We start from the raw sequence: 14,767 nt of genomic DNA on the forward strand, positions 1-14,767 counted from the left end.
GCCGTACGTTACTCTTGTTCGTAGAATGTTTTTATGTGCTGAGCTGATATCCTTTGTCGAATCCATGATTCTATCCGTTGTTTTTCTGCGCTCCGCAGGTGTGGGCGCCGGGTGGACATCACCACAACGGAAATGCGTGAGGAATCGGAAGGTGCCTGGCCAGTATATTGAATAGGATTAGCGTAAGCGAGCGAGACGACCTGGGGATACAATGCTTTTAGCTCAAGCAGCACCTGGCGGGTCTGAATATTGCCGATCTCGGCGTTTATGCGCTCGTCACGGCTTCTTTGCAACGCCAGTGCCAGTCGACCTATCTCGGCACGAAGACTTTGATCGACCTCGGTGATGTCGTGACTGATTTCGCTGGTCGAAAAGCCCTGCTCAATTTCGAGTTGGGCGTGCGTAAGATCATAACGGTCGGCTCGACGCTGGATGGTGTCTTTCGTCGACTGCCGGAGACTAACGCCACCGTAAATAAGCTTGATGCTATTACTACCCGGATTAACATCGTATCTGAGTAGGTAATTACCATCCAATGCACTGATGGATGCGATGAGCTTGTTGGCGTTTACTGTGAATCGTTCTTTTTGAACGAGCAAGTAACCAAAATAAAGACTCGGAATAACGGTAATAGCAATCACGGCGGTGGTCCATCGGTGCACCTTCCGCTTCTTCTCTTCTTCGACGACGGTGCGAATTGGGAAGTCAAGAAATTGGGAGAAGAGCACGGAGGAGATGGCAATGAAGACAGTATTAATCGTAAAAAGATAAAATGCGCCAAAGAAATAGGCGAATTGAAAGGTGGCCAGCCCGTACCCCGCAGTGCATAACGGCGGCATGAGCGCGGTGGCAATAGCCACGCCGGGAATGACATTGCCTTTGTGCTTACTGCTGATGGCAACAATGCCGGCGAGACCTCCGAATAAGGCGATGATTACGTCATAGATCGATGGGCTTGTCCGTGCGAGAAGTTCGGAATGAGCAATCGACAAAGGCGTGATAGCAAAGTATGCCGTCGAAGCGGCTAGACTGGCTGATACCGCGAAAGCAAAATTTCTAAGCGCCCGCCTGAAAAGCGGAAAATCGTAGGTGGCAATGCTGTAGCCCATGCCGTTGATGGGGCCCATAAGCGGAGAAATGAGCATCGCGCCGATGATAACAGCGGTTGAGTTCATGTTCAGGCCGACGGACGCAATCACAATCGCAAAGACCAATATCCACAAATTGGTACCCTTAAAGATTATAGCGTTTGTGATGGCTGCATGGATGGCATCCATATTATCGAGATCGCTTTGTATGCGTAGGAAAGTCGAAAGCTTTTTTACAATCATAGGCAGTACGTGAGTTTGGTCAGCACTTGTCATTGCTGGCCGGTGAAATAATACGTTAACATACCAAAGTCGAAAAAGTTATGAAAACGAAAACAACAATTCCGAGATTCTCTTCAGCGGTTGCGATGCTAGTGGTTACGTCTTGCGCCGCCCCGAAAAGTTACACAGCCTTCGCAGATTGGGATGCCAGTAGCAATAGTGCTGTCGAGCGAAATGAATTCGTGCAAGGCTACACGGCCTTAAATTATTTCGAGAAATGGAGTAGAGATAAGAGTTCGATCACATACGATGAAATGGGACGAGGGGTTTTCATGTCACTTGACGGGAATAATGACGGCAAGCTCAGCAACGAGGAATTTACTTCTCAAATCAATCTATTTTATTTTGGTCTCTTTCATGATCGGTTTGACGGATGGGATGATGACCACAACAATAGTGTGAGCCATGCAGAATTTGACAAGCACGTCATAGCATCTGGTTTCGCGTTGACCTGGGATACAGACGGCGACGAACTGATCTCTAAGCGGGAGATGGCCGGGGGGATGTTCTATGTCAGTGATGCCAACAGTGATGGTAGGGTAACGGAAAGGGAACTGGATGCATGGAAAGAAAGTCGCTAATGTTCAACACCGGTTTACTATGTGGGAACGTTCCAACGCGTTCCCACATTACCATCCTTTAGACGTTTGCGTTCGTACAAATGTTTTTAAAACAAATAAGCCCAGAATACCGGAAATTAATGACGCTACTAAAATACCGTATTTTGATTGGGCAATAAGTTCCGCGTTGCTAAAAGCAAGTTCTGTAATGAACAAGGACATGGTAAAGCCAACGCCAGCCAAAAGCGATACCCCAAAAATATGAGCCCACTGTGCGCCGGCCGGCAATCCCGCCAACCGGAAACGCACCATCATCCAGGTGAAGCCGAAAACGCCGACACCCTTACCCACCACAAGGCCACAGACGACGCCCAGGCTGACGGTTGTGCCCATGGCGTTGAAGAAGCCAGCGTCGAGATGAACGCCCGCATTTGCCAGGGCAAACAGCGGCATGATGATAAAAGCTACCCAGGGGTGAAGCGCATTTTCAATCTTTTGGAGCGGCGTCTCGGCATCGAGGCTGAGTTGCTTGACCCGCTCCAGGATGTGGTATTGCTCGAAGGTGATTAATGCTCCGTCTTGCCGGATCGCGCCTTCGAACGTGGTGGCATTTTCGCGTAGGCTAGTCACATATTCTTCTTCGTCAATTTTCGGTCTGGCGGGGATGGTGAGCGCAACCAATACGCCTGCTATGGTAGCATGTACGCCTGACATAAGAAAGCACGCCCAAACAATGATGCCAATAACCAGGTAGAAAATTACCGATCGAACACCCAGGTAGTTCCCCAGACCTAATACGAGTAATAACGCGAGTGCCAGAAGCAAGGGAAGAAAGGAAATCTGCACCGTATAAAAGAAGGCGATGACCATAACCGCCCCAAGATCGTCGGCCACCGCTAATGCGGAGAGAAAAACTTTTATGGACGACGGAATGTGCTTGCCCGCCAGGGAGAGCAACGCTAAGGCAAAGGCAATGTCGGTTGCCATTGGAATTCCCCACCCGCTTGCTGAGGCATGTCCCACATTAAATGCTGCATAGATCAGCGCGGGCACGATCATGCCACCGAGCGCGGCTACCATGGGGAGCGTGGCCTTTTTTACCGACGACAGCTCCCCTGCCATAAACTCGCGCTTCAACTCCAGGCCAATTACAAAAAAGAACAGGGCCATCAGGCCGTCGTTGATCCAGATATGCAAGGGTGCATCCAGCCCGGTGCCGGCAAGGCTAATGTTGAGGTTTGCGTCCCATACGGCGTGGTAGGACCCTGCATACGGCGAATTCGCCCATAAAATGGCTATCAAAACACTGGCAAAAAGGACAATACCACCTGTGAATTCCTGGTGGATGAATTTGTGGACTGGCTGCAGTAGCTTGTCGATCGGTGTTTTTGCCATCGCGCGTGTTTGACGTTATGCTGATAAAGATATCGACCTCCGGCGGAGCGGCGTTAATTTCACGTTAAATTTTTTTGCTCTGTTCTGCTTCCATCACTCAAAGATTTCGGCTATGCAAGAATGCCCATTAATTGAAGAAGATAGGCGACAGAGAAAAAGATAAAACAGATAGCACCACTATGTAGGAAAGGCGAATAAGATGAAGAGAAGCAAGTATTGTTTAATACTGGCGAAGATTTTCAGCAGCTACAATCGCCATCACACGTGGTGGCGGATTATATTTTCTCCTGATTTCAACGACTTTTGGTTCGACTCCTGAGGGATAGTATCTTACAGGAAAATTCCTACCAATGAGAAAAACCTGGTTGGCCATGATTGCCTTGGGCGCAATGGCTTGCGCGTGTAGCAACGACGACAACATGGTGCCCGACACCAGAATCCTTACTTTTACCGTTCCGGACATCGAAGCCTCCAAAGAAGAAGGTTGGATTGTTCTTTCGGCGCAGGACGGCACGGTGTTGAACACTGCGCAGCTTCAGAAGGGGGTGGCCTATACCTTTGAAGCGCCCGGCGACCTTAAGGATGCCGACCTCACGATTACGATCGTGCGTACCCAGATCAATAACGATGGCCAGTATACCAGCAGCGAAATTCAGAGCTATACACATGTGCCGTTTGGTGAGTATGAAACGAACGTAGTGAACGTTCCTTTCCCCGAGGGGCCACCTGCGAAAGATGGCACCTCGTTGCTGGTGAAAGGCCTTGTTTGGGAAGAAACCCTGAACACAATAACTATGAATTGCCCCAATTCCAGAATGTTGTCGTCATCGCCGATGCACGAGGGCGAAACAGAGATCGGCGTGAATTACTACGTCGAACCCGCCACCGATCAGACTGCGATTTTACTTTCACGTGGCAAAGAGCCGTTTCAGTATCTCTATGTAGAGGTTGAGCCCGGGGAAAACATATAACAGGTCGGTAGAGGATTTCCAAGAGTCGATTACCCATACCATCGAAATACCGAAGAACACAGACATATTCAGTCACGACATATCGGGATGGAATGATTACGGGCGCTTTCGGTATAGTTCCTTGTCGGAAGGCGTCCAGGGCACGACCAGGCTTGTGCCGAAGATACCGGGCTTTATGTTGTTCGAGACTACGCTGACAGCCTTTTCGGATACATGGTATGATATCTATAGGACTACAGGAGACGATATTCCCGGCAAGATGAAACGCCTTGACGGCCCGTTCGAGTATAGCGTCAATGCCGATGCACTCTCCTGGAAGACGAGTGGAGACGTTGATTTTGTGCAGTTGTATGCCGCCGAGTATTCGGGGTATTCCACCGCATGGCTTGCCATTGGCCCCGGCGGTGAACAGAAGATAAAATTGCCCACTATACCCGACGACGTACCAATGCAGCAGAATGCCGTTCGCACATTCGCCGCATTGGCGGCCAACTATTTGGGGAATGCCGTCCTGACGGAATATCCTGAGTTTGTCGGCTACCAGGAAGCGTTGGTTAAACCGTACCTGGCGCCTGAAAATACATCTTTCCCGAATGAGCAGATTCTGCGTTTTTATTCCGATGGGTACAATGGCGGACGTCTTGACGCCTTAGAACGAAAGGCAAAACATTTTCTCACCGATATTCGTCTGGGTAAATAGAAGAGGCCGGGCCGCAACTGGAGAAGATCAGGCGGGTAGTTCTATCGAAAGATTTCAAAGCGTTTATCATCCGGAGAAATACTCTCTTTGTTTTTTTGGGAAAGCGAAAAAGCAATCCAGAAATGGCGAAATCTGGAAATGCATGGAAAAGCGCAGTCAAAGGGCAGAGAGTAGAAGCATTTTATTTGGCAAGCTTGTGACATTGTGCTGTTATCTGCGAATAATGAATAAACAAACCCGCGCAACGTGAGCTTATCCGAAAAAGAGAGGTTTATCGGTATTCTCCGCGATTATAGAGGCATCCTTACCAAAATAATTCGCTCGTACTGTAAGAATCCGGACGACTGGAAGGACCTGGAGCAAGAGATCGTTATTCAACTATGGCGCGCGTTGAAAAATTATGACGCCACGTATAAGCTGTCTACCTGGGTCTATCGCATTGCTTTGAATGTCGCCATTAGCCACTACCGGCAGGGCCTGAAGCGAAAAAACGATGCCCCGCTGGAGGAGGCACTCTTTCAAGTGACCGCCGACCCGGCCGAGGAGCTGTATACGGAAAGAAGAGAGCTGTTGTATGGCTTCATTACTAAACTGAATGAGTTTGATAAAGCAGTGATCATTCTGTATCTGGAAGCTAATAGCCAAAAAGAGATAGCCGAGATCATGGGTATTTCGGAGACAAATGTGAGCACCCGGCTACATAGAATTAAAACCAAACTGAAATCGTTATTCTCAACATTTAATCATGTGTGATATGGAACTGGACAATCTGAAAGAAATCTGGCAGGAGGAAAGTAAGGCACTCGAAGCGCGGATCGCAGTCAATGAAAACATTATCCGTAAAATGAATCTCGACAAAACCGTGGGTGAGTTCGATATCCTTGTAAAACGGTCGCTACTGGGGCGAAACCTGGCGCTGGTATATTGTTTTATTTCCGTTGTCTTAGCTGCCAGGGCCTATAATGACCTTGCGTATAGTGTGCCGGCACTCCTGGCGGGTGGGGCTATGCTATGGTCGTTCATTTCCCATCTTGCCATTACGCGGCCGGCGTATGATCAACTATCGGTTGTGGCGCTACAGAAACTGATCTGCGCGTTTAGAATTCATACCGCAGAAAATGCTGTCTATGATATCGCCATCGTATCGGGCTGGTTGTTGACGCTGCTGCCATTAATGTTGAAGGTGACACAGGGCGTTGCCATTTATAGCAACACCAGCTATACCATGCTGTTTTTCGGGTCATCAATTGTTGTAATCGTTTTGATCGCCGCCTTTAGCCGTATAGCTTATGGGCAGTATAATCAGAAATTAAAGGAGGCCGAAGCGCAGCTGAATACAATCCTGGAGTTTGAGAAATGAGTTGATCGGCCCGAAACAGAGGCATTGGGCGGAAATGACGGTGCACAAGGATATGGTCGGCCTTTTCGGACATGATTGCCGTAATAATGCCAATCACAATGGACGTTACTATCAGTATTGTTTTTCCTTTAGTCTTTCGATAATCAAGGATGAAAAACTCCTAACCCCTATCCTTATACTTTCTTCATCAACATTAAAATTAGGTGCATGATTCATGGCGACTATTCCTTTTTCGCTATCGGAACCGCCTAAAAAGAAATAAACGCCCGGTACTGTTTGTTGAAAATAGGCGAAATCATCATTAAAATAAGGAACCTGTCCATAATCACGTACAATTAAGTCATTCCCGTAAATTTCGCTTAGGATCTTCATGGCCCGTTCGGTCAATTCCTCGTCATTCATTACGGTCGGATTCTCCTGTATAAAGGAAATGGAAAGCAGCTTTTCCTTATATTTTTCTTCCTCAATGACATGTTCAATTTCGGGTATAATTTTTTTAAGATTCGATTGATCCATCTCGTATAAATACGCTTCCAAAAAAAGCTCGTCTTTCTCTGAATAGATGCTAAAATTTCCATCTATAATCAAGTAATCCTTGAAAATCGTATTTGGATTCATTAATCCAATTTCCGGATCATCGATATGTTGTATTTCCCAGGGCTTACTATTCATTTTCAAACGGGACAATGAATGATGGATTTTTCCAGCCAGTTCTCTGGCTTCTTTTTCTGATAGTTCATTTTTCAACATAACGCGTATTCGTTTTTGGTAAGCGAACATTTCTTTTGGCTTCACCATAATTTGTCCTATCGGTAACGCTGTCACATGTAAACCGTAAATCTCGTCGGGATGTATCCGAGAAAATAAACCGTGGCTGATCATGTTTTTTGCACCAACAAACGTTTCTTCTTCCGGCTGAAATATAAAATAGATTGTTCCCTCTATTGATTCTTTGTTCCTTGCAAGGACTTCCGCTATTCCCAGTCCAATGGCCAAGTGTACGTCATGGCCACAACCATGCAGGATTCCCTTTATGGTAGACTTAAACTCGACCTGGTCCGGAAAATCACTTGGTAAAGCATCCATGTCAACTCGCCAGGCGATCGCCTTTTCTGACCCCTTCCCTTTTAGAATACCTACAACACTATATCCGTAAATATCCGTTTCAACCTCAATTCCCAAATCCAATAAATATTGTTTTATAATATTTTGGGTACGCTTTTCATTTCCAGCGAGTTCGGGGTTTGCATGAAAATCTCGTCTGATTTTTACAAGCTTGTCATAAACATTATCAGTTTCTATTTTAACCGATTTGTGCGATAACCCTTCTTTTCTCTTTTGCTGACATCCGGTAAAGACCGATAGTAGTACTGATAACAGAAGTATTATCTTCATTTTATTTTTTATATTAAATTTTGTCCGAATGCCAGATAATGTTAGACGCTTTGCAAGGACCGACGTTTGGACCTCGTCGGCTCGATAGACGTTAAATTCATATCAAATGACGGCTTACCTGTCTTTGAATGATCGGGAGATCCATGTAGTTTGTCTATCATAGTCAGGTTAGACAAGGGTTGGTAACGGAATGTTGCAGGAAAATTAAAAAAAGGAGAAATACTCACTCAGGCACTTTACGATGCCGCCAATCTGCGATTAACAGGGCCCTGTCAGGAATCTCCAACCTCAGCGTCCCTTATTTTTGGCGCATAGCCTGCGCGAAAAGCATTTACGATTGAATCCGGCGTCAGTATTGTCAACAGGGAAGCTTCAGGCACGGCGATACTATTTTCGTAACCAAGGGTGCTGAAAAGATAAGGATCTTCATTCATTAATGTAAATGTTCCTTCCGGGATGGCAGAAGGCAGGCGTTGATGCATGACCTTTTTCGCCTCCTGAGTGATCCTCTCCCGGTGGATGATCGCGTCAATTTCTTTTATTGACGCCGACATGCTGATATTCTATAGGGGATTTCCCTATATCCAACAGGACTTAAATATTTTTGTATCTTCTCTCCGGCATCCAAAACAAGGTCGATGGCCAGCAGCAAAGGCGGTAGCCGCATCCAGAAATAAGAGTCCTATCCAGCGACCGATAGTCATTACCGCTCTTTGTTGGATTGGGAATGTGTAAACCAGCACTATTGAGATCCCCGTGAATAAATATCGTTTTGAACGAAATAAAAATTGCACATCAGCGCTGTCCGGTATTGAAGCGACGACTAAAGGTGAAAAAAAGAAAGATGGCGCAATGCCAAATATAGATGTATCAGGCCGGATCACTCACAATCATCAATGCTTCTGTTCCCCGGGCAGCAAACGCTGCTTTGGTTTCGTTGAAAATACAGGAAACAAATGAACTTTACGGTCTATTAATTGTACAGATCGGCGGACGGACAAAAAAGTCATCTAAAATTCTTCATATCTCATTTGTATGTTAGTTTTATTACTATATCTTTAATTCGAGGTTGTAGATATAGGTAATTGAGATATCCATAACAACATCGTTGATCTTACAAATGTATACATACATAGTATATTGCGTTATATGAACAGACACTTGATGAATTTTTCTTGGCATCAATGCTAGCTTTAGATTCAATCTTCTTCATTATCTGCGAGTTATTCGTTTACCTTTTATAATCGTTAAATTAATTATTTATGAAAAAGAATCACGTCATAGTCTTTGTATCGAGTCTTATGTTCTGTGCATGCGCTGAAGACTCCATGAACACAACCGGAACTTCTGCTCTTACGGCAGAAGTGGGAAAAATTGAAACAAGGTATTCTCAAGGGGATGTGGAAAAGAAACCAACCAACGGCCCCAAAATTGAAACACTCATGGGCAAGGACGAGCTGGAGAAATTCTATAGTAAATTAAATAACAGAATTTCTGCAGATCGTGGTGACAAACGGGATAAATATCAAATTGCCAGTACTCTTTTCGATGGCTATGATGTAGGTGTTATACCTAATGCGAACCAGTGTCCTTCATGGTCTGAAAAAATTGTTTTTAATATGGATTGTGAGGATAGTGGGGGGATTACCGGTTGGGACGATAATAGCACTGTCACTTCAGATGATTACCGAGGAAGCTGGACTACACACAATACAGATGTTACCATGGTGTTCTGTCGTGTCGACGGTCGATTTTTCAACAATCCTGCAGGTACATACAAGCCCAGCGCTGTCTTAAAGCTCGGTACACTCTTTACTGGCATGGGAGAGATCGTAAGATTTTTTGACAACGAAGATTCGTCTAATAGTAATACATATTCGGGTGATATAGGTCCGAACTATATGGATGGAAATACTACGCTGCGCTTTGCCAGTTTAACCAGCTATGGCTCCGGAGGCTGTTGCGCACCCTACCCAGATTTTTCGTTTGGATATGGCCTGCTGGGCTCTGGTGGTTATTATGGCAATCTTCTCATCGATGATGAAGATAGGCGCAATGCTAATGGGTTGAGCTATCGGGGGGTTAATACGGATCACATTGATAATTTCCTTTATGGAGGTGGAAATACGCGTATTTTTATCACTCGCGCCAGAGAGTAGTATTAGGCTATTATAATATCTAGTAATAAGGCAGACTGCCCAGACAGGCAGTCGCCTTCTTTTAATGTAGTACATTATGAATAACACTGTTATCTGCTCAATTTGCTTTTTGGCATTTTTGTTGTCGTGTACAAAAGATACTGCCATACACCAAGATACTATTGCGTCTATCGGTAGCGAGCGCATTACCGTGGATAAGGTGGATGCCATAATTCAGAACCAACTTTATGAGAGCTTATATGGCATATATTATAAGCGAAAGATCGCTACTGAAGAATATCTGGCTCATAGTCTTATACTTCGAGAGGCTGAAAAGGAGTCAATCACCACGGATGCGCTCCTGGAGCGAGAGTTAAAGATTCGCGCCAAAAAAAAAGACACGCTCGCTTTCATATCGGAGCATCATCTTGAAAAAGGAATTATCGACCCTGAACGTCCCTTCAACTATTTTGACGTAAGGAGCCCGCAAGGGAAACGGTTACTACGTGATATTTACTATAAGAAGATACTACAGGATTATATAGCGGAATTAATGACCAAATATGATGCAAAAATTACGCTAATACCTCCGCTTCCGCCTCGAAAGGATGTTGCCGGACTTCATGGATTTCCTGTCTCAAGTATGAATGGCGATAAGCCCAAAATCTGGCTTATTTCAGATTACGATTGTCCCAATTGTCAAAATTTCTCCCCTATCTTCAAGGACCTACGAATGAGGTATGCGTCAAGATTTGACTTCGTCCATACCAGCAGTGTAACGCAAGGAAGTCTCCCGGAGAGGGTCTCGGCATGTGCTGATGTTTATGGAAGATTTTGGGAAGTGCATGATTATATTTTCGAAAGATTGCCATTTGATTCGCTTGATTTTATTAAGGCGTCTTCCAGGCTTAGTCTTACTGAAGCGCAAGCTAAACAGTGTTTAGCGTATAGTGGAATGGATGCTCGGCAAAACGATGTCCTTCAAAAACTTGGAATATCCCTTACGCCCACATTAATTATTGATGGCCGAATATATTACGGCGATTATTCATTAGAAAAGATTTGCGAATACATCGATGCCGCTTCACGGTTTCAATAAAACGTTATGCTGGCAAAATAGGATTCTTTTGCGGTAACACAATATTCTTTATATTGGAGTCAGATTCCTTGCCCACCTGATCCAATCCGATCTATAGCCCACTGGGAGTCAATCATTCATCAATTCTAATAGTCTCTGAAAGAAAATTATGTCCAGTGCAAAGATTAAAGACCTGTTTAACGGTAGATTTTTTGAAATACCTAAATATCAACGAGGCTATGCATGGGAAGCCCAAAATGTTCAGGACCTTTTCGACGACATTTCCGAATCCATCGAATCAAATTCAAGCCACTATGTCGGTACAATTGTACTATCAACCGACGGAGATGATGACGAGAAATTCTATGTTGTGGATGGGCAACAGCGCATCACAACGTTGACGTTAATTATTTCAGCTCTTGTTAAAAAACTTAGCAAGGACGATTCAATTTATTTTACAAGGTCATATATTGAAGATGAGGGCCGCTATAAGCTATCGCCAGCCACCCGGGATAAGGCGTATTTTGTTGATCTTCTTAATGGGATAGGGGTCGCCCCGCAGAACAAAAGCCAACGCACGCTTCATGAGCGATTTAAAGAAATTGAGCTTAGAGTCGAGACCATACCCGACAAAAAGAAGTTTTTAAAGTCACTCGAGAAATTAGAGATTGTGGAGTTCATTGAAAACTCCGAAGGCGATGCCATCCGGATTTTCCAAACTGTAAACGACAGGGGTAAGCCATTATCTAATGTAGAGAAAGCGAAAAGCTTATTGATTTATTTCTCAAACAGATATCTAAACAGAAAACTCGATGACACGATTAATGACTATTTCAGTGATATTTTTGAAACCTACGATGACATAAAAATTCTTGGCGAAAGCTTGGGAATCCGGCTTATCAACAACAAAGATTTTAATGAAGATAACCTGATGAGATATCACTTCGTGACCTACAGTCAGGAGAACTATGATCCAAGCGCGGAGTATGTTTTTCACTATTTAAAAACCAAGCTTTCGGATTTACGGAAAGACAATATCGATGCAGGTTATGTCCAACTTGAAAAGTTCATTAATTCCTACACCAGCAGCTTAAAGATATTTTTTGAAAGCTTCCGAAAAATCATTTCGATGGCATCAACAGACAAGAATTACTATAATATTTTCGTAGTCCTAAATTTGTCTGCAACGCTTTACCCCTTAATTACGGAGCTTGCCACGGCCGACCTTTTGGATAAGCCTGTATCAAAAGACGGTAAAGATGTCACGTTTCTGAATCTGGTTGAGCTTATTGACGTAAGGGTATATAAAACGCGTGGCACCGACCCCAAAGCCGATATCGCAAAAATCGTAAACGCAATACGAATTAACACTCCGAATCAAATCGCTGAATCCCTGATGTGGTTCAATCAGCGTTGGATGACTAAAGAACAGTTTCAGTCTAATCTGCATGCAAATATCTACGAAAACCGGTCACTGAACCATATCTTCATCACCTACTCGGAAGAGTTACATGGCACAGAATATACGCTAAAAGAGTTTAAGGAATTTGTTTCTAAAACGCCCAACATCGAGCACATCTTGTCTCAGACACCAAATTTCGATCCTCAGGCACTTGGCTTTCAGAACCTTCAGGACTTTTTAGATCATGAACACCAGCTTGGCAATCTCACAGTTCTGGAGAAGAGTTTAAATTCGGCGATCCAAAATAAAAGTACTTTTGATAAAAGCGTGACTTATAAAAGAAGCCTTTTCAAAATGACAAACAAGCTGTCTGCCGAGATAGATACAAGCAAAAAATTCACTAAAACTGAGCTGATAAACAGAACAAAAGAGATTGCTGATTTCTGCCTGAAAAAATGGTGGTGTTAAAAATCCACTGCGCCGGAACTCTATAGGAGATAATCGCAAATACACGGGGGCCGAAGACGAAAATATACCAAACCACCATCGTGCTCACGGGGAATCTCCAAACTCACCTCCCTTTATTTGTGGGGCATAGCCTGCGCGAAAAGCATTTACGATTGAATCAGGTGTCAGTATTGTCAACAGGGAAGCTTCAGGCACGGCGATACTATCTTCGTAACCAAAGGGAGTCCACCGATGCAGTTTCCCTTTGCTGAAAAGATAAGGATCTTCATTCATTAATGTAAATGTTCCTTCCGGGATGGCAGAAGGCAGGCGTTGATGCATGGCCTTTTCCTCTTCATGCGTGATCCTCTCCCTGTGTATGATCGCGTCAATTTCTTTTATGGACGTCGACATGCTGAAATTATACAGGTGATTTCCCTGTATCCAACAGGACTTAAATCTTTTTGCATCTTCTCTCCGGCATTCAAAACAAGGTCGATGACCGGCAGCAAAGGCGGTGGCCTCATCCAGGAAAAATAGTTCCGTCCAGCGGCCGGCAGTCATTACCGTTCTTTCCCTGCCTTTAAACTCCAGCACACACGTGATCCATGCTATATGTTTAAATTCGCGGATAATTTCTTTGTGTTCATTGTGTATAACACCACGATTGCCCATCCAGGACCCACGCGCGCTGGTTTTAATGATTCTTCCTAACGGGTCAACACGATTCTGAAGCATGTCCTAAAATTAAACAAGCAGATGCTTATTTCCGAAACAGATGCTTGGAGTGTCAATGTTCTTTACAAAGCACATTTCCTCTAACGACTCGACATGCAAATACTGTATGCAGAAGATGATGCAGAGGGTTATGGCTTCTTTCTGGTGGTTTTAAAATTCCTGAGCATGTTTTCGTCCAAAATTTGCATGAACTTCGTAGATCTTACTTATGCACCGTTTCGGATAATTCCGTCCGCCAGGATTCCAAAAATAGCGTGTACTTTGTGCGTACGAGGGCAGCGGTATTCTCCCTCTGTCCTACCTATATGCGATACGTTACCTGCAGTCTGTGCCAGGCTGATCAGATCCCTCAAAATTCCGCTCTTCGCGTCGACAATGCATTGTACTGCGAAAATTGCTTAAAAGAAACATTTCCTGACGACGCGTCCTTGAAGGGTAAGCAAGTCTTCCGGGAATACGACCCAACCGTATGCTTTAATTGTGCCCAGGATTTTGGCGAGCGGCCACTCGAAAAGTTAGGTAGTTATCCGGTTTGCCGGGACTGCGACGACGCCATCAAACAAAAAGTATTCCCTACCTGGGTGAAGGCCTTTTTTATGGGCGTGCTCGTACTCGTGGTTTTTTTCCTTTGTCTGGAACTGGCGATTTATACACGCCCATTTCCTGTTGAAGGAGTTGGATAAAACAGTGGCTGCAGGCGACCTTGATGCGTCGGCCGCACACTTTCATACCATAGCCGGAAACGTCCCAGAGATCGAGGATTTTACATTTCTCTCCGAATTCTATCGCGGCCTTACTCTATTGCGAGACGATCAGTCAGCAGAGGCCGTGAAAGCGTTTGAGAACAGCGTCAAACTACCCGAAGCGTATAACGTACCCCGCTATCTGCTGCAGGCCCGCGTCGGTGCTGCATACGATAATCACGACTACCGCAACTTCCTGGAGTTTTCAAAACAAGGACTTGTATACGATACATCGGCCACCGCGTGGGCCAGGGTCGCGTCAGCCTATTCGTGCCTGTATGTGACCGAAAAAAGCGACTCACTTCTGACAAGCACCCAGCTGTACGTTGACAAAACCCGACTGGTGGGCGATACAACACGCGAACTTGCTGTGTACCTAAATTTAATCGAATACCGGGTGGCCATGAACAAAATCGTCGACCGTAAAGACTTTGAAGAAAAATTCCCCAACGGGTGGACTAAAAACTAAT

The 14,767-nt window shown here is 44.8% G+C and carries 14 protein-coding genes; 9 read left to right on the forward strand and 5 right to left on the reverse strand.

All coding sequences use genetic code 11. The annotated features are described in order from the left end of the window. Positions 1–8: 8 nt before the first annotated feature. Positions 9–1,277, reverse strand: a complete 1,269-nt coding sequence (locus tag KK062_RS09230; RefSeq protein WP_438835852.1) for a DUF389 domain-containing protein — start codon at positions 1,275–1,277, stop codon at positions 9–11. A 134-nt stretch (positions 1,278–1,411) separates the two neighbouring features. On the opposite strand from KK062_RS09230, the gene KK062_RS09235 reads away from it, so the two are divergent. Continuing rightward, positions 1,412–1,951, forward strand: coding sequence for an EF-hand domain-containing protein (locus tag KK062_RS09235; protein ID WP_254083996.1), 540 nt, complete (start codon positions 1,412–1,414; stop codon positions 1,949–1,951). Between the two features lie 48 nt (positions 1,952–1,999). Here KK062_RS09235 and nhaA read toward each other — a convergent pair whose 3' ends face one another. After that, the gene (gene nhaA / locus KK062_RS09240; RefSeq protein WP_254083997.1) at positions 2,000–3,325 is read right to left on the reverse strand and encodes a Na+/H+ antiporter NhaA; all 1,326 of its coding nucleotides are present in this window, start codon (positions 3,323–3,325) and stop codon (positions 2,000–2,002) included. Positions 3,326–3,675: 350 nt separating this feature from the next. Here nhaA and KK062_RS09245 point away from each other — a divergent pair, with 350 nt between their 5' ends. From KK062_RS09245 to KK062_RS09260, 4 genes are all read left to right on the forward strand, one after another. After that, positions 3,676–4,296 (forward strand): hypothetical protein, encoded by a 621-nt coding sequence (locus tag KK062_RS09245; protein WP_254083998.1) that lies wholly within the window; start codon positions 3,676–3,678, stop codon positions 4,294–4,296. A gap of 121 nt (positions 4,297–4,417) precedes the next feature. Beyond that, the gene (locus tag KK062_RS09250; RefSeq protein ID WP_254083999.1) at positions 4,418–4,996 is read left to right on the forward strand and encodes a hypothetical protein; all 579 of its coding nucleotides are present in this window, start codon (positions 4,418–4,420) and stop codon (positions 4,994–4,996) included. Positions 4,997–5,242: 246 nt separating this feature from the next. Then, positions 5,243–5,749: an RNA polymerase sigma factor gene (locus tag KK062_RS09255; RefSeq protein WP_254084000.1), complete on the forward strand. Its 507-nt coding sequence runs from the start codon at positions 5,243–5,245 to the stop codon at positions 5,747–5,749. A gap of 1 nt (position 5,750) precedes the next feature. Further along, positions 5,751–6,356 carry a hypothetical protein gene (locus KK062_RS09260; protein WP_254084001.1) on the forward strand — a complete coding sequence of 202 codons (606 nt, stop codon included), beginning with the start codon at positions 5,751–5,753 and terminating at the stop codon, positions 6,354–6,356. A 111-nt stretch (positions 6,357–6,467) separates the two neighbouring features. Here the strand turns inward: KK062_RS09260 and KK062_RS09265 are convergent, their stop codons facing one another. Together KK062_RS09265 and KK062_RS09270 are read right to left on the reverse strand one after the other, a co-directional pair. After that, the gene (locus tag KK062_RS09265; protein ID WP_254084002.1) at positions 6,468–7,751 is read right to left on the reverse strand and encodes a M20 metallopeptidase family protein; all 1,284 of its coding nucleotides are present in this window, start codon (positions 7,749–7,751) and stop codon (positions 6,468–6,470) included. Between the two features lie 272 nt (positions 7,752–8,023). Next, entirely contained in the window at positions 8,024–8,305 is a 282-nt protein-coding gene (locus KK062_RS09270; RefSeq protein ID WP_254084003.1) for a hypothetical protein, read from the reverse strand. Positions 8,306–9,013: 708 nt separating this feature from the next. Here KK062_RS09270 and KK062_RS09275 point away from each other — a divergent pair. From KK062_RS09275 to KK062_RS09285, 3 genes are all read left to right on the forward strand, one after another. Then, positions 9,014–9,910, forward strand: coding sequence for a hypothetical protein (locus KK062_RS09275; protein WP_254084004.1), 897 nt, complete (start codon positions 9,014–9,016; stop codon positions 9,908–9,910). 76 nt (positions 9,911–9,986) lie between these two features. Beyond that, a complete protein-coding gene (locus KK062_RS09280; RefSeq protein ID WP_254084005.1) occupies positions 9,987–10,988 on the forward strand; it encodes a DsbA family protein in 1,002 nt (333 codons plus the stop codon). A 148-nt stretch (positions 10,989–11,136) separates the two neighbouring features. Beyond that, positions 11,137–12,837 carry a DUF262 domain-containing protein gene (locus KK062_RS09285; protein WP_254084006.1) on the forward strand — a complete coding sequence of 567 codons (1,701 nt, stop codon included), beginning with the start codon at positions 11,137–11,139 and terminating at the stop codon, positions 12,835–12,837. 84 nt (positions 12,838–12,921) lie between these two features. Here KK062_RS09285 and KK062_RS09290 read toward each other — a convergent pair whose 3' ends face one another. Beyond that, entirely contained in the window at positions 12,922–13,554 is a 633-nt protein-coding gene (locus KK062_RS09290; protein ID WP_254084007.1) for a hypothetical protein, read from the reverse strand. A 666-nt stretch (positions 13,555–14,220) separates the two neighbouring features. Between KK062_RS09290 and KK062_RS09295 the strand changes: the two genes are divergently transcribed. After that, positions 14,221–14,766: a hypothetical protein gene (locus KK062_RS09295; protein ID WP_254084008.1), complete on the forward strand. Its 546-nt coding sequence runs from the start codon at positions 14,221–14,223 to the stop codon at positions 14,764–14,766. Position 14,767 lies beyond the last annotated feature (1 nt).

The organism is Dawidia cretensis, from assembly GCF_018598175.1.
Lineage (GTDB): Bacteria > Bacteroidota > Bacteroidia > Cytophagales > Cyclobacteriaceae > Ohtaekwangia > Ohtaekwangia cretensis.